The sequence below is a fragment of the Rhodohalobacter mucosus genome (assembly GCF_003150675.1).
Taxonomy (GTDB): Bacteria; Bacteroidota; Rhodothermia; order Balneolales; family Balneolaceae; genus Rhodohalobacter; species Rhodohalobacter mucosus.
Genome location: NZ_QGGB01000009.1, coordinates 117,172 through 138,009, shown reverse-complemented (window position 1 = coordinate 138,009; position 20,838 = coordinate 117,172). Strand labels below are relative to the sequence as shown.

The window sequence follows — 20,838 nt, the reverse complement described above, 5'->3', positions numbered from 1 at the left end:
CAACTATGTCTGACCCGGAAAACAGTTCGCTTCATATCAATCCCGGAAGTCAGAATGAGTCCGTAAATCCGTCATTCAGGGCAAAACGTACACCTCTCAGGAAAACGAAGGATTATGTTGAGGGAGTTCTCTCCGGCGACCGCACCATCCTTTCACAGGCCATCACGCTTATCGAAAGCAGGCGCGACGAGCACCGTGAACTTGGCCGGGATATCCTGGAAGCGTGCCTGCCGCACGCAGGTAAATCCGTGCGAATCGGTATTACCGGTGTGCCCGGAGCGGGCAAAAGCACCTTCATCGAATCATTGGGACGCCACCTTATCGAGAAGAAAGGAAAAAGGCTTGCGGTTCTGACCGTCGATCCCAGCAGCAGCCGATCGAAAGGCAGCATTCTGGGAGACAAAACCAGAATGCCGGTGCTTTCCACCAGCCAGAAGGCTTTTATCCGGCCATCACCCTCGTCCGGTTCTCTGGGGGGCGTGGCACGGCAAACACGTGAAACCATGCTTCTTTGTGAAGCGGCCGGCTATGATACCGTCTTTGTGGAAACCGTGGGTGTGGGCCAGTCTGAAATTACGGTGCACTCGATGACCGACTTTTTTCTGCTTATCCTGATCGCCGGCGCAGGAGACGAGCTGCAGGGCATTAAACGCGGGGTTATGGAAATGGCCGACCTGATCGCAATCAATAAATCGGAGGGCGATAACCGGCAGGCGGCCAACCGCGCCCGGCTAGACTATCAGAATGCGCTGTCTCTTTTTCCGGAACCCCCGTCCGGAAAACGTGCGGAAGTGATGACCTGCTCGGCACTGAACAACAAAGGGATCGTGGAAATCTGGGAACAGATAGAAGAGTACCTGGAATATGTTAAGCAAACGGGCTTTTTCTCAGAAAACAGAAGCGATCAGTCGGTTCACTGGATGTATGAAACCATCCACGAACAGCTGAAAAAAATCTTCTATGGCAATGAAGAAGTGAAGGCTTCTCTTCAGGAAATAAGAGAAAAAGTGCGTTCCGGAGAGATTTCATCCACCAGGGCCGCAGACGACCTGATCCGGCTGTTTAAAAGCTCGTGAACAGTACGTAATCAGGATCGATTTATTAAGAAACCTGAGTTGGACATAAAATCGATGAATTTGACAACGTGATAAATCCCCTCCTTTTCCCCCGTTGGGATCCCAATGGGACAAGGTGGAGATATAGGGGTGGTTCAATAAGGCTAATAAGTTAGTTTCAAAATTTTTAATCCGTTATACGATCTGAAACCACCCCCGGCCCCTCCTTAAAAAGGAGGGGAGTTTCTACTGCCTGATTGATTCCTATTTTGCCACAACGTCGTTTCCGGTTGAAAACCCAACTTCCCCGACGTTTTTCAGTTCATCTCCAGCTCTGCTTTTTCTGCGCTGAACCCCATCTCTTCCTCTTTGTCCTCACCGAGTGATTTTTCCATCTCCGCACGCAGCTTTTGAATAGACAGGCCGCTGGTGAGTCCGCCGTTTTTGGCCACGGATATCCGGCCGGTCTCTTCCGACACAATCACCACAAATACGTTGTTTGTTTCGCTCACGCCAACCGCCGCCCTGTGGCGGGTTCCGAATACGGATGAAATATTCGGATTCTGGGAAATGGGCAGATAGCAGCTTGCGGCCACAATGCGTCCGCTTCGAATAACGATCGCACCGTCATGAAGGGGGGTGTCTTTTTGAAATATGGTCTGTATAAGCTGCGCGTTCACCTGTGCATCAATGCGAACGCCGACATCCACCAGATCCTGAAGGGAGGAGCTTCGTGCAAAGACGATGAGGGCACCGGTTTTGGTCTGTGCCATATTCTTGACCGCAGCAATCACCTCTTCCACAACTCCTTCCGAGCCGCTTCTCCCAAAAAGCCTGTCGAAAGAGGTGTTCTGGCCAAGGCTGTAGAGAAGCTTCCGGATTTCAGGCTGAAAAATGATAAATACCGCAAGCACCCCAACATCTACGACGCTTCGCAGCATAAAGTTAAGGGTGGTGAATCCCAGCAGGCTTACAACGGCGTTCACCACAATGATAAAGACCAGTCCCAGGGCAGCCTGAATAGCAAACGTACCGCGAATCCACCTGTACAGGTAGTACAGCATGGTGGCAATGACCAGCGTTTCAAGCAGGTCCTTAAGGCCGTATTCCAAAAATGCTATAGGTATCAATGGATCTGGTTTGAATATGTGCGGTGAGTACGGCAGAGATAACCAGCCGGTTTATGGCCGGTATAGTGCCCTTTTCTACCTGTTCGTTAAAGCGGTAAATACACTGATTGAATCGGCAGCCTCCTGCACGTCATGTACCCGCAGAATATTTGCTCCGTTCATCAGTGAATGATAATGTACAGCCAATGTTCCTGCAAGCCTACCGTCAACCGGCCTGTCGTTTAATAACCCTCCAATCATGGATTTACGAGAGGCACCCATCAAAACGGGGTAGCCAAATTTACTGAATTTTTGAAGCTCTGCAACAATGGTACAATTATGAGCCAGTGTTTTACCAAAACCAATTCCCGGATCGATGATTATTGCATCATTTCCGTCACTTTCCAATGTGTGAATACCCTCTTCGAAAAACCGGATCAGCTCTCCTGTTACATCGTCATTTTTATACTCCGGGTTCAGTTGCATGGTTTTGGGAGCTGCGCTTGAGTGCATCAGCACGTACCCGGCTCCAGACTCAGCACAAAGTGAAGAGAACCGGGGTTCTTTCCTGAGCCCGCTTACATCATTCACGATATGCGTGCCTGTATCCAGTGCCGCTTTTGCAACTTCGTATTTGGTGGTATCAATCGAAAAAAGAGCATCACTATACATCGGGATTGCCTTTTCCAGAATGGGAAGAACCCGGTCCATCTCCTCCTGCAGCGATACAGGATCTGATCCCGGCCGGGTGGACTCCCCGCCCACATCAATGATATCGGCTCCCTCCTCAAGCATACGGCCGATCCGGTCTGTAGCCCTGTTTATATTCAGATATTCCCCGCCGTCAGAAAAGGAGTCGGGAGTGGCATTGAGAATTCCCATCACCCTTGGTCGGTCAAATTCAAGGATACGATTCCTAACGGTAAGTGACCTGTTGACAGTCAAGAACAGCCGTTTTTAGATGCAAATGGTATATGTTGTAAAGCCATCATTAAATGATGGTTTGAAGATGGCGGCCCGAAAAATTATGAAACCTGTCGGATGTCAGGCAGAATCAGTCCCACTCTTCCTGGAGCAAGTCCAGTTTGTCCGTTTTTTCCGCCCACTCGTCTGCATCGGGAAGTGCATCAAAGGTTTCATTGATGACACGGTCTTCCCACTTCTCTGCAAGGCGTTCATTCAGTTCTATGTAGTGCTCCCACTCTTCAGGCACTTCATCATCAGGAAAGATCGCTTCAACCGGACATTCAGAAACGCATGCATCACAGTCGATACACTCAATGGGATCGATGGTAAGAAAGTTGGGGCCCTCCCGAAATGCGTCGACAGGACATACAGCAGCACAGTTTGTGTACTTACAGTTAATACAGGGTTCAGTTACAATGTATGCCATGTTATCTAGTGAAAAATTTTTGATTGCATAATTTTGCGAGCTCTGAAAACCAATGGTATTCCATAACGGATTAAGATGCAATCCAAATTGCCTCAGATTATTCAATCAATTTTAAAAGTGATTCGTTTCAACCTGTCAGGGTTCACGGAGAACATGCCGAAGCGAATCAAGTGACCCATCGTTTGGAGCAGGATTCACATCAAGGAGATGAGCCATCATATCGTACAGGTGAATGCTCTGGAATGGGCCTGATACAAAACCCTGCCTCAGTGCGGGCCCGAAAGCCAGGAAAAAGCTTCTCATCTCCGGAGCACGGTGGTCATATCCGTGTGTAGCTCCCGTTATGTCCCGTGTTACCATATACTCATTGGTGGTGATGGTATATCCCACATCTGCGATCATCATAATTTCCGGTACGCGAATGCTATTTTTTATGTGATATACGGCCGGTATTTCCTCTTTTTTGTACACACTGTAGTTATTCTCAGCCTCTTTCAGCTGTTGATATACGTTTTCCTTTTCCCCTTCTAAAGGCTGTATCATGGCCACCGGGGTCCAGTCAATCACGTTTACTTTATCCATATCGATGATGTCGTCCAGAACGATAACGCGATCGGACGATAAATCCGCCATTCCATGATCTGAGGTGATGATAATGTTAAGCTCATCATCGGCCCCGATCCGCTCTATCTCATCCAGTAAATACCCGATATGGCCGTCAACTTCACGAACCGCGGCCCGAACCGAGTCCGACTCCGTGCCATAGCGGTGTCCGTATGAATCCACCTTGCTGAAGTAGAGAGTGAGAAACCGGGGTTCGGTATCGTCATCCACCTGAAGCCACGACACAATGGTATCCACGCGCGCCTTGTACGGCATATCATCATCATACGGCATCCATCTTGTAGGTCGAACGCCGTTAATCTCGGCCTCAGAGCCCGGCCAGAACATTGTAGCCGTTGACACTCCCTGGGTCTCCGCTGTTACCCAGATCGGTTCACCTCCGTACCACTCACCGTTAGATACTGCATCACGGTTACCCAGGCTGAACCGGGCATCCATCACAGGATCGTACATGTTATTGGCAATAACCCCGGTATTTTCCGTGTAGAGGCCGGTTACGATGGAATAGTGATTCGGAAACGTTTTGGTTGGGAAAACGGGAATCATGTGGTCTGCAAGAACGCCGGAGGAAGCCAGGCGGTCAAGCGCCGGTGTATCAAAATCTGTGAAGTAGTCCGGCATAAAACCGTCAATGGAGATGAGCAGCACTTTTTGATCTTCGAACGCCTGCCTTTCAGGTGTCGTACAGGCTTGAATGAAAAGGATTCCTGTAATAACAGAGAGCAGAAACAGGCTGACAGGTGATTTATTCATAAAGAAAGCAAGTAAATAAGATGTTATAGGGTGCGTATATGCCAAGATAATGAAAAACTGATTCAGCAGCCCAGAAGCGGTTTATTGCTTCCCATTGGCTGAGCCGTCATAACCGCTTGAAGGCTTTTATGAACCCGTACTCCTAGCATCTGAACAAAAAAAAAGGAGAAGCGAAACGCTTCTCCTTTGTAAGAATTATATCAGTTACCGCAGGATATTAAAATTTATACCGAACAGTAAACTGCATTTGCCATCTTGAACCGAAGTCACTTACGTTGAAGATCTCTTCATCGGTAACTTCATCAGGGTCAAAGCTGATTACCGGTTTGCCGATATCGCCTGCACCGAGCCCAAGAGCGGGATTGTCGTCGATGAAATCCTGATCTACATACTGCTGGAAGTTGTAGGCGCGATAGTTGTTAAAACTTACGCCTTCCCTTACTCCCCACTCGTTATTCAGGAAATTAAGCACATTAATCATACTTGCGCTGAACTCTACCGACTGACCGTTAAAGGTCTGTACTTCCTGAGTTACTTTAAAGTCCAGGAAGTTGGTCCATGGCTCACGGGCTGTGTTTCGATCCACAAAATCACCCCGGTAGTCGCTCACAGAGCTCTCACTGTTAATCCAGTCGTTGAACTCATTCCAGTTTCCGCTTGTGATAACCACTTCATCTTCAGAAGCCGGTACGTAAATCAGGTCATTATCAAAACGACCGTCACCGTTGGCATCTCCGTTGTAGATCCAGCTGAACGGTTCACCTGACCGACCGTCATAGATGAGTGAGAATGATGTTGCAAATCGGTCGCCATCTCCATAATCGAGGCGATACGATGCAATACCGAGAAACCGGTGCCGGCGCTCAAAATCAGCGGTACCCAGTTCCGGGCTGTTCACATCCACGTTCTCATTGAACTGCCAGTTGGAGATCGCACGGCTTGATGTACCGTTATTCACGTTCTCCGCACGGTTGTACGTGTAGGCAAATTTGGTATAGAGACCTGAGTCGAAACGTTTCTCCAGCTCAGCTGTGATGCTGTACTGGTACCCTTTGTTGCTGTTTTTGAGAAGCAGCGCATTGGTAAATCGTGGATCCTGTCTTGAAAGTCGTCCCGAGGCATTTCCGAACCTGGAGTTGAAGAAAATATCTCCGTAGATCGGACGGCCGTAAGGTGAGGTTCCTTCTCGTACCGCGTTTATATTCTCAAATACCACGTCGTTGATGGCGCTTGAATAGACACCTTCAAGAGTACCGCGGAAGCCGAATGGCAGCTCCTGGTCAACGGCAAGGTTAACCTTCAGAGACTGTGGGTACTTAAAGTCATCCGCAAGCAGGTTAATCTCTGTCGTTTCAACGGGATTCAGCGAGTTGCCCTGTCCAGGAATTGGCTGGTTGTCAGGGTCTGGTGAGAAAAGACCATCGAATCGGCCAAAGCTGAATTCATCAACCCGTCCGTAATCCACACCGGTGTTGCTGTACTGGTTGGAGATCCATACAAACGGAGGTGTTCCGGAAAAGATACCGATACCACCACGAATCTGTGTTGTTCTCATACCGCGGCTGGCGTCCCAGTTGAAACCAAGTCGTGGCGCCCAGAGAACCTGACCGCTAGCAACTCTATCCGTTGAGAAGCCGGGGAAAGCATCCGGAACGTCCGGATTGAAAGAAGGATCATCCGGCAACACCGGAATGTCAACACGCAGACCGTAGGTTACTTTCAGGTAGTTGGTAACGGACCATTTGTCCTGCGCATAGAATCCGAACTGCATACCTGTAAAGTTAGCAGTAGGGCTTCCGCCGGGAAGAAGGTAGCTGTGCCTGTATTCAACAGGATCACCCGCTTCCAGGTCTGCAATATCAAAGAATGTGTAGGTACCGAAAGCATCCTGCACAAAAAGGTTGTCGAATGTGAAGATCTGGTTGCTTGTACCCACCGTAAATTCATGCGCACCGCGGATGAATGTAAAGTTGTTGGTAAACTCAAGCAGATCCTGATCAAGTGCATTCGCCTGTGAGAATCGCTCCACACCTGCATTGATCGCACCAAAACCGCTGCGATCCGAATCGTACGGGATACTAACCGTCACGCTTGGGAATCGCTGAGATGGAGTGTCCCGAGAGTCACGAATTCGTGTATAAACCACACGAGCCTCATTGTAGGCGCTGTTGCCGAAGCTGCTGGTCAATTCTGCCACAACAGAATTCTGTGTACTGTTGAAGTTGTACTGACGGTTGCTGAATGTGTAGCTGTTGTTACCACGGCTGATTCCACGATTTGCAATCGCATCCACATAATTGTACCGGAAGCTCAGGTTGTGATTCTGGTTGATGTTCCAGTCAATCTTGGCCAGCACCTTGTCATTGTCGGTGTCGCTGTCAAGCGGCGAGGTGTATTCTCCGGGATCATATCCATACTCTGTCTGAAGAATATTGCTGATCTGATCGAAGGTGGCCGCCTCAAAGTCAATCACGTTGGGCGCGCCGCTTCCCAGGATACCGTTGGTAATCGGGCTGGTTTCACGCTTAAATTCCGCATTCACAAAGAAGAAAAGCTTGTCTTCGATGATCGGGCCGCCAACATTCAGACCGATATATCGCTCGGTAAAGTCGGGGAAGTCGCCGGATTCCACATCTTCACCGCCTTCCTGAAACACGTAGTTACCTACAAGGTTTTCGTTTCGTGTCTGAAAGTAAACCGAACCGGTATAGGTGTTGGTTCCGCTCTTCGTCACTGCATTCACCTGACCGCCGGTAAAACCGTTGTTGGTGACGTCGAAGGGAGCAATGTCCACGTTAAATTCCGCGATGGCATCGATACTGAGGGGAGAACCAACGCCGGCCTGTGAACCGGGAGTTGCATCACCCAACCCAAAAATATCGTTCAGTGTTGCACCGTCAACCAGAATGTTATTGTATCGGTCGTTGGCACCACCGAAACTGTTTCCGCTGGTAACCTGGGGCGTAAGCCTTGTAAAGTCGCCAAGGGAACGGAACACGCTCGGTGTTCTTTCGATGTCTTCGCTTGTAATATTGGTTCTGGCGCCCGTACGATCGGAGTTGAAAACCTGATCGGCGACAGCGGTCACGGAGATTTCATCCAGTTCAAGAGATCCCTGTTCGAGCTGGAAATCCAGCAGTACCCTTTCGCCAAGCTCAATGCGTGTAATTCCCTTAATCTGGGAATTGAACCCGATAAAGGTAACACGAACCTCATATGGCCCCCCAATACGGACGTTTCGTATTGTATATCGCCCGTCTGCCCGGCTCGACGTACCATATTCCGTTCCGGTAGGCAGGTGAACGGCTACAACCGTAGCGCCCGGCAAAAAGTCGCCTTCATCATCTGTAATCGTACCCTCAATAGAACCGGTTGTGGTTGCCTGAGAGAACGCTGTAAACGGCAGAAAAGCAACTGTAGCAAGAAGTAGTATATATCTTTTCAAATAGTGCATTATTTAAGCGTTTTTATTTGGTTTTGAATTGGCTCGCATGATAACAAGCCTTTGTTAACTGACTATTAACAAAACGTCTTAAAATTACTGAAAAATCCGGGAGGATTACAGTGCAGGCAAGCGATTATAATACTCCCCTGCAAAAGAGTACTCAGGATATTGATAATCAGTATGTTATTGCACTCGAACACTCCATGCTTTCCTACGATCTGATCAGCGAATTATAGAGTTCCACAAGCCCTGCCTGAGGCACGCCCAGATAGTACAGAAACCAAATCAATGTAAAGGCCAACTGCAGCCTGATCACCCCGTTTTCTTTGTACCTTCTGGCTGACGTAATCACTTCCCTTTCAGAGATATAAAAGGGGGTCCGTTTTCTAAGATCACGTACAATTTTCTGGTCCTCCATCACCGTTAATAAATCATCAAAGCCGCCAATTTTCTCAAATACGTCTCTTTCTGCATACAGGCTTTGGTCACCGAACCGTAGCAGGGTTGATTTGAACCGGGTAAAAAAGGCATAAAATCTGAGCAGTGCGTGATCCATATCGAATCTGAGCCGAAAACACCCGGCCCCGTATCCTTTCTTTACGGCTGAGAGTATCTCCCGGTCAAATTGATTTGGCGGCAGGGTGTCAGCGTGCAGAAAGTAGAGCAGTTCTCCCTTCGCCGCTGCAGCTCCCTCATTCATCTGGCGCGCACGCCCTCTCTTCTTGGCTGTGATCACGATCGCCCCTCTCTCTTCCGCAACCTGAACTGTTCTATCCCTGCTTCCGCCGTCAACCACAATCATTTCGCATACGGATCCACCCTCAGCTCTTTTGATATGGTCAATCAGGAATCCGATTTGCTTCTCCTCGTTAATCACCGGAATGATAACGGATATGCGGGGTTGATCATCCACTGCTAAGCCGGCTTCGTTTCAAATCCTCTTCTGTATCGATATCATTCAGTTCTTCCAGAACCGCAACCGACAGCCCCTTCTTTTTCAGTATACTAAGGGTGGCCGGGTAAACCTCCGGCGTGCTCCAGGCGATATCCTTGAAAACTTCCGGTTCAAACACAGAGACTCCAATAAGGTAGTATCCTCCGTCTGCAGATGGCCCGATCACCGAGTCCGCTTTGTTCAATGAGGAGAACGCCTGTTCCAGAAGCTCTCCCGTTATGTCCGGGCAGTCGCTCCCGATTACCACCACCTGTTCATAGCCTGAATCGAATCCGTTTGCAACAGAATAAAGCATCCGCTCGCCCAGGTCTTCTCCCTGCTGTACCTCTTTTTTAAACAGCGCATCATCAAAATGATCATTTTGGCAGACGGCATCGGAGTACAGTACTATACGGTTGGCCTGCACGTTAACTGCCGCTGCGGCCGTGAGCTTCAGCAAATGATCATATACCTTCAGCGCACGCTGATCGCCGACCGCTGCGGCAAGACGGGTTTTAACTCTGCCCATGCGCGGATTTTTTACAAACACATTAATCAGCCGGTTCTTATTCATTATCTTCAATCATATAAAATTTGATCCATCTGAAATTCAGCAGATGTAAAAGCAGGATCCGCTGAGATGAGAACAGATCATATTCAATGAAACAAAATGTTTCAATGCGCTGTAGAAACAGGATCCAAACTTACAGATCTGATTCATCAAAACAATAACCAACCTATAACGAAATTCATTTATGAGTAAACGATACTTCATTGGCATAGCTCTCACTTTTATTCTCACAATGGGATCTCTAACCCTGGCTGAAGCACAATCCCGGCCCGGAGATACAGAACTGGGCATTATTCTCGGAGAGCCTACCGGCATCAGCCTGAAAGTATGGCAGTCTGATCGTGCAGCATTTGATGCAGCGGCGGCATGGTCATTCGACAACGATGAATCTTTCCATATCCACGCCGATTATCTGCTGCACAGCTGGCTTGAAGTCGACAAGGGAAGCATGGCGGTATATTACGGCCTTGGTGCAAGAGCCCTTCTTTCCGGTGAAGCCCGATTCGGGGCGCGAATTCCTGTAGGGCTGGAGTATATTTTTCAGGATCAGCCGCTCGGGCTGTTTTTTGAAGTGGCTCCGCTTCTAGACCTTGCACCTTCAACGGAATTTGGTGTAAACGGAGGAATCGGAATACGCTACTTTCTGTAAGACTGCAGGAAGCGACAGGACATTCGATTTAAAGCGGGGGATTCAGTGAACTCCCGCTTTTTCTATTTACGCTTCGTCCTGATTACTTCTCAACAAGTTCATTGAGCGTAACGGGCATTCTCACTTCCATACCCTCCTTGGCTAGACACGCCATTTCGAATGGCGAACCGATGTATTTGCTGAGGTTGGCGTCCAGACCTTCAAGGTAGTCGTCGTTTGAGTCGGGATCGTGGTGTGTGAGGAAAAGATTTTTCACACCGGCTCGTTTTGCAACCTCCACAACCCGCTCCCATGCGGAGTGCCCCCAGCCGATACGCTCTTCATACTGCTTCATCGAAAATTGCCCGTCATGAATCAGAAGATCGCAATCGCGGATAAACTCGGTAAAATTATCCAGAAATCGAATGGGCGATGTTTTTAGCGGAATTTCGTTATCCGGCGCATACACAATGACCAGCCCACCGATATGAATCTTGTATATCGCCGTCTTGGTCGGGTGGTTTGCTACAAGATATTCAATTTTATAGTGTGAGAAGGATTGCAGCTCCTCGGATTGCGTAACATAGTCAAGCTTAGCGGCAAGCATATTCAGTGTTACGGGGAAAAAGGTCTTTGTAAGATGGCCTGACAGAATCTCCTGTGCGCCCCCGCGGTACTGTTCCGGCATATGAATACTGAAACTGTTGTCTGCGGAGTAGAACGGTTTAAAAAACGGAAAGCCCTGAATATGATCCCAGTGCGGGTGGGTGATAAATATATGTCCCTCGTAACCGGTCTGGTTCTTTCTTTCCAGATAGTTGCCCAGGTTACGGATTCCGGTGCCGCTGTCCATAATCATGAGCTCCTTCATACCGGGATATTCAATTTCAACACAGCTTGTATTCCCGCCGTACTCAATATTCTCATAGTTGGCGCATGGCGTGGAGCCCCTCACGCCCCAGAACCTGAGCCGCACGGAGGGGCTGAGGTGCTGTTTTGCACGCTCTACAACCTCTTCATAATCCGTGCCGTCATAACAGTCGATCAGTCGGAAATGAACCAATGCGGAAAAGCCGGGGTCATCGATCGTACCGATGTAGATGAGCGGAATAAATTTAATTCCGATGTAGTGTTTTGAGATCTTCTCAAATTTCTCTGCATTTCCCGACAGAAAAGAGCCGTGAACAATGATCAAATCGGGCTGGGAGCCTATGAGGTAGGAGTCAACTTCATGAATGCTTTTGGCAAAAATGACTTTTGAGCGCACTGCACCCAGTTGATTCCTCAACAGGTCAATAGCCGTCTGATCCGCCAGTACGTAAGTCGTATTTGAGTACACGTTATCCAATTCCCAATTTATATTAGGATAGCGCAGCCCGATATTCGTTACCGAAAAAGATTCAGGGAACGGATAAACTGCAGAATCTATTCCACTTCGTTTTTCAGCTTATCAATCTCCGTTTCGAGTTCTGCCAGCCGTGTTTCTTTTTCGCTGAGATCTTTCTCAGCATTTTCTATTCGTTTTTTAACATCATCAAGCAGACTGCTGCCGCTTCCGGAAGGCTTGAAGTAGCTCAATGATTCCTTCATCTGTATGAGCTCTCCATTCAGCTTGCTGATCTGCTTGCGCAGTTTATTCGCTTCATTCTGTTTGTCCCGAATGCCTGCTATATCATCAGCGGAAAACTGGTCCAGATTCTTGCGTCCCACCACGTCCACAGCTGCTTTTGCAGCCCTGAATCGATCATATATTACATCGCAGCATTCGCGGTACTCTTTCCACAATCTGTTCTTATGCTTGATTGGTACATAGCCCGCCTTTTTAAACTCTTCCTGAAGCGGTTTGGCAAGTTCAACAGCTTCAATAGGATCATCATGTGTCTTAAGTTCAGACAGACTGGCGAGAACTTGTTCTTTTTCTTTTAGGTTGTCTTTTCTCTCTTCCTTAACCTCTTTAAAATGATCTCTTCTTCGGTCATAGAAGTAGTCCATTGCTCCCTTGAACTTCTTCCAGATCTTTCCTGATTTTCGCTTGGGTACCGGACCAATCTCTTTCCAGCGATCCATCAGTTTCTGAAACTTCTTGTGGGCTGTATCCCACTCTTCCGACTCTTTCAGCGTATCAGCTTCATCAATCAGCTTAAGTTTCTCACGATAATTCTCTTCCTCCTGTTCTTTGAGAAGGTCTGCATTATCCGTCTTCTTCTGATTGAATGCATCAGTGGCCGCCTTAAAACGGTCCCACATCTCATTTTCATCTTTCTGCGGAAGGTTTCCAACTTTTTTCCATCTTCGATGAAGCTTGTTCACCTTACGTGCTGCTTCAGCAAGGTCATCTGAATCGAGCAGGGCTTCGGCCTCGTCAATCAGTTTTTTCTTCTTGGAAAGAAATTTTTCTATTTCATTTCTGTACGCTGAATCGTGCTTGAAACGAAGAGAGTGAAAGGTATCCTGTGCCGTATGGTAACGGTCCCAAACGTCCTGATTCTTATCGGAGGGAACACGGCCAATTTTCCTGAACTGACGTGTCAGATCATTGAATTTTTTATCAAGTTCTTTCCAGTCCGGTTTTTCATCCAGCTCAACGGCAAAGCCTTCCATTTTTTCCAGGATAACCAGTTTCCCGGTCAGGTTATCCTCTTCCTGCTGCTTTTGTTTCACGAGGCGATCCACCTTGTGTTCATCAAATGTGGCCAGCAGTGTATCAAATCGTGGCTGAAGTTTTTCGGCTTCACCTGATGGAAGCGGCTTCAGGTGTTCCCATCGTCCGCGTATTTTCCCTACTTCACGGGTCTTGGTCCACTCTTTATTGTCAACAATCTCTGAAAGCTGCCGCAGCAGATCCTTTTTCTTCTCAAGATTTGCGAGTCTGAGCTTTTTCTGCTCTTCGTAGTGGGCTCTTTTTTTCTCTTCAAACGATTCACGAAGCTCATCTATCGTTGCTCGGAATTTACTGATATCCGCATCTTCCGTATCCGGGCCCTCCTGCCACTGGTTTTCGATCATATCGAACTCCATCGACACGTACGCCCAATCATCTACCTGGGAGATCTCCTCCGCTTTCTCCGCCAGCTTTCTGTAGTAATCTTCCGGGGCTTCATCCGTTACTTCCCCGGCGGATTCCTCTGATTCCGCATTCTCAGGTTTCTTCCCTGAATCCTTCTCAGCAGGTTCGGATTCCGCAACAGGTACCATTTCCTTATCGCTCTCTTCATTTTCTGCCTCAGCCTCCTTTTCCGGGCCGGCTGACACGGCGTTTTCCGCACGCTCTACCGTTTCATCAAATTTGCTCCTGGCATCAGACAGCAGCTTCTCAAAATCGCCAATTGCAGACGAATTGCTTATCTCTTCGAGAAGTGATTCAAAAGAGGCTTTCGCTTTTTCGGGCTGTTCTGACAGCTCTTCCTCTACATCATCCAGAAATGACCCCACTTTGCCGGTCAGATCCTCAAATGCGTTTTCCATTTCACTTACCTGTTCTTCAACTTTTTCAGGATCGATAGTGGCAATTTTCCTGTCGTCAAAGAAGCTGGTCTTTTTGAGATGTACGTCTCCCCCGGACGTTATATAGGCGAAATCATTTTCAAAAATGGTTTCCTTCTCAGGGTTGGACACAGAGGATTTTTCAGTCAAAACAAAGTAACCTTAAGTTGCAAAATTTACGGCTCGAAGCCTGCTATGTGAGCCTAACAGTTTAACCAAGTTTCAATATGGAATCAACTTTGGTCACATGCTCCGTAATCAGGAAAATGGAATGTGAACTTTGTTCACTTCACTGTTTTATAAACGCACCCAGTGCAACTATGGTACACGGCTTGTGCTCTGCAGAGACCAATATCCACAGAAATAAAAAACCCCGCTCAGAGGCAGGGTTTTTGTTGATCAATTGTTACTTCTCGTTGAAGACGTGAATGTCTCTTTGGGGAAACGGAATCGAGAGACCCTCGTTTTCGAATGTCTTGTACACTTCCTCATTCATTCTGAAAAATACCGGCCAGTAATCGCCTGCATTTACCCAGGCCCTGACTGTGATATTAACAGAACTGTCTGCGAGTTCACCCAGCGCCATGAATGGTTCCGGATCGTTTAAAACCCTGTCATCTTCAGACAGAAGCCGCTTTATCACATCATAGGCTTTGTCAAGATCGTCACCATATCCGATACCGAACGACCAGTCGACCCGCCGTTTTTCTTCGCGGGAATAGTTAACGAGCGAACCCGTCGCCAGCGGGCCATTTGGAATAATAATGGTTTTATTATCAGGTGTTGTTAAAACAGTGACAAAAATCTGTATCTCTTTAACCGATCCTGAGTGGCCTTGTGCATCGATAAAGTCGCCCGCCTTGAACGGCTTGAAAAAGAGTATCATCACACCTCCCGCGAAATTCTGCAGGGTTCCCGATAACGCCAGGCCAACCGCTAAACCTGCGGCACCCAAAATGGCAATAAAGGAGGTCATCTCCACTCCAAGCATTCCAAGAGCGGTTATGTAGACCATAATTTTAAGAAGTACCGAAACCAGACTGACGATGAATCCCCTGAGAGTTGTTTCAGTATCTCCCTTTTCGAGGGCTTTCCGTACTCCGGCTACAATTAACTTAACGACCCATAAACCGAGTACCAGTGTTAAAATGGCCCAAAGCAGATTGGGACCGTATGTCATCACAATATCCATGATGTCAATGTTTTGTATTGCTTCCATATTCTCCATAGTCACTTTTTATTGGTTGGTTAGTTTTTTGTGATTTTTTTGCATTGGTACATGTCTGTCGGGAATTCGACTTCGTAACAATTTCTTTAACCTACCTGATAAGAATGTCTACACCGTATTCCCCAAAAACACAGTTCCCCATCTGTCTATGTTACTCAATTTTTTAACGTAATGCACCATTTGAACTGACTCAAATCAGCATCACCCGAACATAAAAAAACCCGGCTGGTGCCGGGTTTTGAAATTACTGATGTGAATATCCTGATTATTCAAGGTGACTTCTAAGCATCCAGGCTGTTTTGGAATGCACATCCAGTCTTTGTGTGATCAGATCAATTGTGGCCTCGTCACCTGCTTCCTCGCAGGCCGGCAGTACAGACCTTGCCGTTCTAAGAATCGCTTCATTGTCGAGTGCCAGTCGTTTAACCATCTCCAGAGCATTTGGATCGTCTGTATCCTCCTCGATAGATGTGATTTCGCTGAATTCCATAAACGATCCCGGTGCCCTGTACCCAATCGACCGTATGCGTTCTGCAATTACGTCAATTGCCTCTGCAAGCTCAGTATACTGCTCTTCAAACTGCTCGTGCAGGGAATGGAACAATTCACCGGTTACATTCCAATGGTAATTATGCGTTTTCAGATAAACCATATAGCTGTCGGCCAATACTTTTGCCAACCCTTCAGCAATAGCTTTTCTGTGCTCGTTTGAAATTCCAATATTGATTTCCATTGTATCTTTCCCGTTTAGTGTTTGTACGTCAGGCATTCTGATATCTCCTGTCTGTTTTCATTTCTGTTACTGCTTCTCCTATACACACAAAATTAAGCGATTTTTCATTCCTTTTTTGTGGGGCAAAACCCTATAAACAAAAAAGCCCCTGCATTAAACAGGGGCTTTTTGAATGGATAACAGAGCAAGAAAAACAGATCAGCTTTCGATCTGGTGCACCTCTTTCAGGATGGCTTTTGCATTCTTATCGTCTTTTTGCATCACTCTGTGCTGAAGGTTGGTGATGATTTCAGGCTCAGCTTTTTCGAATGCATCCTCTTTTGCCTCTTTCTCCGTGCCTGTGCGCACCAGTTCATAGATGTCGTCAGCGCGAACAATGCTGTAAAGATTGTCTTCATTAAAAGCATGCGAACGCAGATCTTCATACTTTTTGAAAAGTGAAGGAAACTGATTGCTGTCGTCAGCACGATCAATTACTTCAACGTCTTCCGGCCCTTCTGCGCTCAGAGGGGTTTTGCAGAGGTAATAAAATTTTTGTTTATAGATCATCTGTTTGAGCGATATCTTTTTATTTTAGACAAATATAGTGCTTTTTTGGTGCAGTTGGAACTGATTCAGACAGAATAGTCATCATTCTTCGTCAACCAAAACCAACATCTGATAAAATACAGAATTCATGAAACTGACATACCGGGGATTTTTCTTTTTCGGACTTTTAGCCTCTGTTCTGACGGGTTGTTCTGCAACCGGTCAGGAAATGCTGCAGGACACACCTGCCAGATATACCGTTCAGCCCGATGCACCGTCTCCCGACCATTCCGGTATGTGGCTCCTTCCCCAGGTAGACGGTGCCCTGTATGAACAGATGACAGAAATGGGCCTCAATCTTCCACCGGAAGAACTCTACAATGATCAAATTGATAACTCCTCACTGAATCATGCAGTGCTCAGAATTAATGTTGGAGAGGGAGGCGGAGGTACCGGTTCATTTGTATCCGGTGAGGGCCTTATCCTGACCAACCATCATGTAGCTTACGATGGAATTGCGGGTGTATCCGGAACGGAACAGAACTACCTGCAAACAGGCTTCTATGCCGAAAACTATCGTGATGAACTTCCGCTGACCAACTATTCACTGTACATACCCATTGAGCAGACAGAAGTTACCGGGCAAATCGAATCAGCAATTCCCAAAAATGCAGGCAACCGGCTGCGGGCGGAAATCAAGGCAACCGTATCCTCTGAAATCATAGAAGCCAGGCGTGACGGAAATGAAGATCTGATGGTGGAAATCAATGATTTCTGGTCCGGCAACCGTCAATTTATGTCGGTATACAAAATCATCCGTGACGTGAGACTGGTGTATGCACCGGAACAAGCCATCGGCAAGTTCGGTGGAGACATTGACAACTGGATGTGGCCGAGACACACGGGTGATTACGCTTTTTTGCGGGCCTATGTCTCGGAAGATGGAGTCTCAGCACCTTATCAGCCCGGCAACGTGCCTTACACCCCGGAACGTCACCTGAAAGTGAACGAGAGAGCTCTAAGCCCGGGCGACTTTACCATGACGCTTGGTTTTCCGGGCAGCACATACCGTTTTGAAAGCAGTCCCGCATTCAGTTTTTATCAGGACCAGCAATTCCCGGTTCTTTACAGTGCGTTTAAAGCCTATCTGAACGGCCTGGAGATGCAGGCAGCAAACAACCCGGAAACCGCCGCTTCAAATGCAGCGGAGAGAGCATCCATTGCGAATGCGCTGAAATATTACGAAGGCCTGATTGAGGGTTTTCAGGATTACGATGTGGTATCCAGAAAAATTGCAGAAGATCAGGAGTTTGTGCGATGGGCCGAATCCGATTCCCTGCGGAAGAGTGAGTTCGGCAGAGTGATGCCGCAGCTTGAGCAGGCGTATCAGATAGCAAGGCAGTCCGGTGATGTGCTTTACCTTACGTTTTACTCCCTGCAGTTTAGCAACCTGTTGCAAATGGGCAGCCTGTTCAACGATTTTTATGAGTATTCACAGGCGCCCGACTCTGTTTTCTACTCTTCCGATGAGCGGCAGCAGCTTTACGATCAGGTGAGAACCTGGCAGGCAGCCATTGACATGGAAGCGGAACTGCTTATGCTCACTGAGATGTTGCAGGCGATGGCGGAATTACCCGAAGAGCGGCGGCCCCTGATTCTCTACAGATTTTTTGGATCGCCTGAATCTGAAACCCTCAAACAGGAAATCCAGAAATTTATTACACGACAGGCATCAGGCTCCGTACTCACCGATACGACAATAGCCGCATCCTGGATCTTTTCCGAACTACAGTTCAGCGACGAAGCGTTTACCGATAGTCTGTACCTGGTATCCAGAGACATTTTTGAAACCTTCGAGTTAAGCAGGGAAAACTACTCCCAGCATTTTCAATATCTGCAGCCGGCCCAAAAACGGTATGCGGAAGGCATGATTCAGATGACCGGGGCGCCCAGCGTTTATGCTGATGCAAACTTTACGCTGCGCCTGAGCGCAGGGCAAATTATGGGGTACGTTCCCGCCGATGGAGTGTATTATACCCCCTTTACAACGTACTCAGGAATGCTTGCAAAACATACCGGAGACAGTCCGTTCGACGTTCCCGAACAGCTTCAGTACTTTTCAGACAGCGAGCTGACGGCCGACAGCTCCATGTATCTTAACTTCCTTTCCACAAACGATATCACGGGCGGAAATTCGGGAAGCCCTGTTCTCGACGGCAACGGTGAACTTATTGGGCTCGCTTTCGACGGCAACATCGAGGGCATTGTAAGCGACTACTATGTAGTACCCGATGCAGCACGAACCATCAGCGTGGATATTCGATATATACTGTTTGTGATGAGGCACATTCACCAAACCGAACGCCTGCTTTTGGAAATGGAGGCAGGCTAACGGTATTTACGGCCCGCTGACGAAACAGGCAGATCTGATCTGTCATCCGAAATAAATGGAGGTAAAAATCAGAGATCTTTGGGTCTTTTTATCCACACCAAAGTACAGCAGCCGAGTACCAGCTCATCCCACGAACCTACATTCACGTCAAGGCAAATGACTGCTGCCGTAGGCACCGAATACGGGTTCTGCCTGCCGGTTAGGAGGGCAATGGTGTTTTCCGTCATGGGGTTATGGCCAACAGTCATAATCCGTTTTAGCCCGGACTCAGTCCCCGCTTGTTTGATAGCTTCAACGTAAGCATCAGGTCCATCAAAATAGAGTTTATCGTTCCATAAAATACGCTCATGGTCAAAATCCATCTCCTCAGCCGCCATCAGCGACGTTGTTTTGGCCCGCAGAGCGGGTGAACTGATGATTAGATCGGGCGTTCTTCCCGCATTTTTAAGAAACAGACCCATTGCAGGAGCATCCCTATTCCCCCGTTTGTTGAGCGGACGGTCGTAATCTCTCAGTCTCCTGTCTTTCCAGGATGACTTGGCATGCCTCATCAGCAGAATATTCAGTTGATCATCCATAGTTCGTTTTATCTACCATGTGTATTGGGAACCATCAGTTTTCTATATCCAGAATTCTCCCGGGCAGGTAAAAGCCTAGCGCTGCACCCCTGGTAACCATGAACAATACCATGGCAACCCAGAGGCCATGAACACCAAAGAGCGAATTGCCTGCATAATAGGCCGGCAGAAAAATGGCAAATGTTGCAATCAGCATTGTGTTTCGCATTGGTGCCGTTTCGGTTGCACCAATAAACACACCATCCAGAATATAGCAAAAGCTGGATACCAGAGGAGCAAGAATTGTCCATATCATGACCGACATCGCAAGGGCGATCACATCCGTTTTGTCGGTAAACAAAAACAGAATAGCTTCATCAAACAGAAGATATATAAGTGACCCAGTAACTCCCAGAAAAAGGCCCCATCCCAGATTGTAATACACCGCTTTCCTGAGTTTTTCACTATTGTTGCCTCCCTTGAAGCGTCCTATCAGGCTCTCCGCCGCATAGGCAAATCCATCGATACCGTATGATGCCACCATCCAGAGCTGCAGCAGTATGGTATTGGCTGCGAGAACCAGATCACCCTGCGCGGCGCTTTTTGCAGTAAAGAAAGAAAATGTGAAAATCAGGCATAGTGTTCGGATAAATATATCGCGGTTTACCGAAAAGTACCGCTTCAGCTCATCCCTGTTTACAAGTTCGGACTGTTTATAATGGCCTGTGTACCGTTTGTATTTTCTGAAAAACAGCCATACACCCAACCCAAGTGCAAGCCATGTTGAGATCAGTGTTCCCCATGCCACTCCATCCACGTGCATGTCCATTACCTGAATAAAAAAGATATTCAAAACAATATTCAGCAGATTGTGGACAATGGTGATGATCATCGGGTACTTTGCATTCTGCATTCCAAGAAACCATCCCTGAAGCCCATAAAGGGCAAGCATGGCTGGAGCTGTATAAATACGTATGTCGTAATACACCTGTGTAAAGTGAGCAACCTCCTCGCTGCTCTCAATAATCCAGAGGCTGAACCTAATCAGAGGGGTTTGCATCAGAATGATAGCCAGTCCAAATGACCAGGCGATAAGCTGAACCCTGGCCATCGTCATCATCATGCTTTGCCTGTTCCGCGCTCCGTATTCCTGCGCGGTTATACCGGTGGTTCCCATCCGCAGAAAACCGAAACCCCAGAACAGAAAGTTGAATATCATCCCACCCACAGCAAGCGCGCCAAGGTAATACACTTCATCCAGGTGTCCCACCAGCGCTGTATCCACAACACCAAGCAGCGGCACGGAAAGGTTGCTGATGATATTGGGAATTGCGAGTTTGAGTATGGTGCGGTTCAATATGTGCCGTTCCGTTTGCAGGTTCTGAAGAAGCTCCAAAAGTATCGC

The 20,838-nt window shown here is 47.7% G+C and carries 17 protein-coding genes; 3 read left to right on the top strand and 14 right to left on the bottom strand.

Features of this window, described 5'->3' with window-relative positions:
- Nucleotides 1-5 precede the first annotated feature (5 nt).
- The gene (meaB, locus tag DDZ15_RS13415; protein ID WP_109647619.1) at nucleotides 6-1,076 is read left to right on the top strand and encodes a methylmalonyl Co-A mutase-associated GTPase MeaB; all 1,071 of its coding nucleotides are present in this window, start codon (nucleotides 6-8) and stop codon (nucleotides 1,074-1,076) included.
- A gap of 296 nt (nucleotides 1,077-1,372) precedes the next feature.
- Here meaB and cdaA read toward each other — a convergent pair whose 3' ends face one another.
- The 7 genes from cdaA to DDZ15_RS13380 all read right to left on the bottom strand — a co-directional run bounded on the left by cdaA (nucleotide 1,373) and on the right by DDZ15_RS13380 (nucleotide 9,887).
- On the bottom strand, nucleotides 1,373-2,185 hold the full coding sequence (gene cdaA, locus DDZ15_RS13410) for a diadenylate cyclase CdaA (RefSeq protein ID WP_109647618.1): 813 nt from the start codon (nucleotides 2,183-2,185) through the stop codon (nucleotides 1,373-1,375).
- Nucleotides 2,186-2,260: 75 nt separating this feature from the next.
- On the bottom strand, nucleotides 2,261-3,109 hold the full coding sequence (gene folP / locus DDZ15_RS13405; protein WP_242979040.1) for a dihydropteroate synthase: 849 nt from the start codon (nucleotides 3,107-3,109) through the stop codon (nucleotides 2,261-2,263).
- A gap of 109 nt (nucleotides 3,110-3,218) precedes the next feature.
- A complete protein-coding gene (locus DDZ15_RS13400; RefSeq protein ID WP_109647777.1) occupies nucleotides 3,219-3,557 on the bottom strand; it encodes a DUF3470 domain-containing protein in 339 nt (112 codons plus the stop codon).
- A 135-nt stretch (nucleotides 3,558-3,692) separates the two neighbouring features.
- A complete protein-coding gene (locus DDZ15_RS13395; RefSeq protein WP_109647616.1) occupies nucleotides 3,693-4,934 on the bottom strand; it encodes an alkaline phosphatase family protein in 1,242 nt (413 codons plus the stop codon).
- Nucleotides 4,935-5,151: 217 nt separating this feature from the next.
- On the bottom strand, nucleotides 5,152-8,388 hold the full coding sequence (locus tag DDZ15_RS13390) for a TonB-dependent receptor (RefSeq protein ID WP_109647615.1): 3,237 nt from the start codon (nucleotides 8,386-8,388) through the stop codon (nucleotides 5,152-5,154).
- 202 nt (nucleotides 8,389-8,590) lie between these two features.
- A complete protein-coding gene (locus tag DDZ15_RS13385; RefSeq protein WP_242979039.1) occupies nucleotides 8,591-9,292 on the bottom strand; it encodes a TIGR04283 family arsenosugar biosynthesis glycosyltransferase in 702 nt (233 codons plus the stop codon).
- A complete protein-coding gene (locus DDZ15_RS13380; protein ID WP_109647614.1) occupies nucleotides 9,285-9,887 on the bottom strand; it encodes a TIGR04282 family arsenosugar biosynthesis glycosyltransferase in 603 nt (200 codons plus the stop codon). Before DDZ15_RS13380 ends, DDZ15_RS13385 begins: the two co-directional genes overlap by 8 nt.
- A gap of 181 nt (nucleotides 9,888-10,068) precedes the next feature.
- Here DDZ15_RS13380 and DDZ15_RS13375 point away from each other — a divergent pair, with 181 nt between their 5' ends.
- On the top strand, nucleotides 10,069-10,533 hold the full coding sequence (locus tag DDZ15_RS13375; RefSeq protein ID WP_242979037.1) for a hypothetical protein: 465 nt from the start codon (nucleotides 10,069-10,071) through the stop codon (nucleotides 10,531-10,533).
- 82 nt (nucleotides 10,534-10,615) lie between these two features.
- Here DDZ15_RS13375 and DDZ15_RS13370 read toward each other — a convergent pair whose 3' ends face one another.
- From DDZ15_RS13370 to DDZ15_RS13350, 5 genes are all read right to left on the bottom strand, one after another.
- Entirely contained in the window at nucleotides 10,616-11,851 is a 1,236-nt protein-coding gene (locus DDZ15_RS13370; protein ID WP_242979055.1) for an MBL fold metallo-hydrolase, read from the bottom strand.
- An 86-nt stretch (nucleotides 11,852-11,937) separates the two neighbouring features.
- Nucleotides 11,938-14,145 (bottom strand): DUF349 domain-containing protein, encoded by a 2,208-nt coding sequence (locus DDZ15_RS13365; RefSeq protein ID WP_146198594.1) that lies wholly within the window; start codon nucleotides 14,143-14,145, stop codon nucleotides 11,938-11,940.
- Between the two features lie 256 nt (nucleotides 14,146-14,401).
- Nucleotides 14,402-15,223 carry a mechanosensitive ion channel family protein gene (locus tag DDZ15_RS13360; protein ID WP_109647611.1) on the bottom strand — a complete coding sequence of 274 codons (822 nt, stop codon included), beginning with the start codon at nucleotides 15,221-15,223 and terminating at the stop codon, nucleotides 14,402-14,404.
- A 265-nt stretch (nucleotides 15,224-15,488) separates the two neighbouring features.
- Nucleotides 15,489-15,992 carry a Dps family protein gene (locus tag DDZ15_RS13355; RefSeq protein WP_242979035.1) on the bottom strand — a complete coding sequence of 168 codons (504 nt, stop codon included), beginning with the start codon at nucleotides 15,990-15,992 and terminating at the stop codon, nucleotides 15,489-15,491.
- Between the two features lie 162 nt (nucleotides 15,993-16,154).
- Nucleotides 16,155-16,505, bottom strand: a complete 351-nt coding sequence (locus DDZ15_RS13350; RefSeq protein WP_109647610.1) for a hypothetical protein — start codon at nucleotides 16,503-16,505, stop codon at nucleotides 16,155-16,157.
- A 127-nt stretch (nucleotides 16,506-16,632) separates the two neighbouring features.
- Here DDZ15_RS13350 and DDZ15_RS13345 point away from each other — a divergent pair, with 127 nt between their 5' ends.
- Nucleotides 16,633-18,876, top strand: a complete 2,244-nt coding sequence (locus DDZ15_RS13345; RefSeq protein WP_109647609.1) for a S46 family peptidase — start codon at nucleotides 16,633-16,635, stop codon at nucleotides 18,874-18,876.
- A 68-nt stretch (nucleotides 18,877-18,944) separates the two neighbouring features.
- On the opposite strand, the gene DDZ15_RS13340 is transcribed toward DDZ15_RS13345, so the two are convergent.
- Together DDZ15_RS13340 and DDZ15_RS13335 are read right to left on the bottom strand one after the other, a co-directional pair.
- Complete coding sequence (locus DDZ15_RS13340; RefSeq protein WP_109647608.1) at nucleotides 18,945-19,454, bottom strand: SixA phosphatase family protein; 510 nt, start codon at nucleotides 19,452-19,454, stop codon at nucleotides 18,945-18,947.
- Nucleotides 19,455-19,488: 34 nt separating this feature from the next.
- The gene (locus tag DDZ15_RS13335) at nucleotides 19,489-20,829 is read right to left on the bottom strand and encodes an MATE family efflux transporter (protein WP_242979033.1); all 1,341 of its coding nucleotides are present in this window, start codon (nucleotides 20,827-20,829) and stop codon (nucleotides 19,489-19,491) included.
- Nucleotides 20,830-20,838: the final 9 nt, after the last annotated feature.

Bases quoted from the DNA above. Each gene is read 5' to 3' on its own strand.
- meaB (WP_109647619.1), top strand. From the start codon at position 6: ATGTCTGACCCGGAAAACAGTTCGCTTCATATCAATCCCGGAAGTCAG.
- DDZ15_RS13400 (WP_109647777.1), bottom strand. From the start codon at position 3,557: ATGGCATACATTGTAACTGAACCCTGTATTAACTGTAAGTACACAAAC.
- DDZ15_RS13395 (WP_109647616.1), bottom strand. From the start codon at position 4,934: ATGAATAAATCACCTGTCAGCCTGTTTCTGCTCTCTGTTATTACAGGA.
- DDZ15_RS13390 (WP_109647615.1), bottom strand. From the start codon at position 8,388: ATGCACTATTTGAAAAGATATATACTACTTCTTGCTACAGTTGCTTTT.
- DDZ15_RS13380 (WP_109647614.1), bottom strand. From the start codon at position 9,887: ATGAATAAGAACCGGCTGATTAATGTGTTTGTAAAAAATCCGCGCATG.
- DDZ15_RS13375 (WP_242979037.1), top strand. From the start codon at position 10,069: ATGAGTAAACGATACTTCATTGGCATAGCTCTCACTTTTATTCTCACA.
- DDZ15_RS13360 (WP_109647611.1), bottom strand. From the start codon at position 15,223: ATGGAGAATATGGAAGCAATACAAAACATTGACATCATGGATATTGTG.
- DDZ15_RS13355 (WP_242979035.1), bottom strand. From the start codon at position 15,992: ATGCCTGACGTACAAACACTAAACGGGAAAGATACAATGGAAATCAAT.
- DDZ15_RS13350 (WP_109647610.1), bottom strand. From the start codon at position 16,505: ATGATCTATAAACAAAAATTTTATTACCTCTGCAAAACCCCTCTGAGC.
- DDZ15_RS13345 (WP_109647609.1), top strand. From the start codon at position 16,633: ATGAAACTGACATACCGGGGATTTTTCTTTTTCGGACTTTTAGCCTCT.
- DDZ15_RS13340 (WP_109647608.1), bottom strand. From the start codon at position 19,454: ATGGATGATCAACTGAATATTCTGCTGATGAGGCATGCCAAGTCATCC.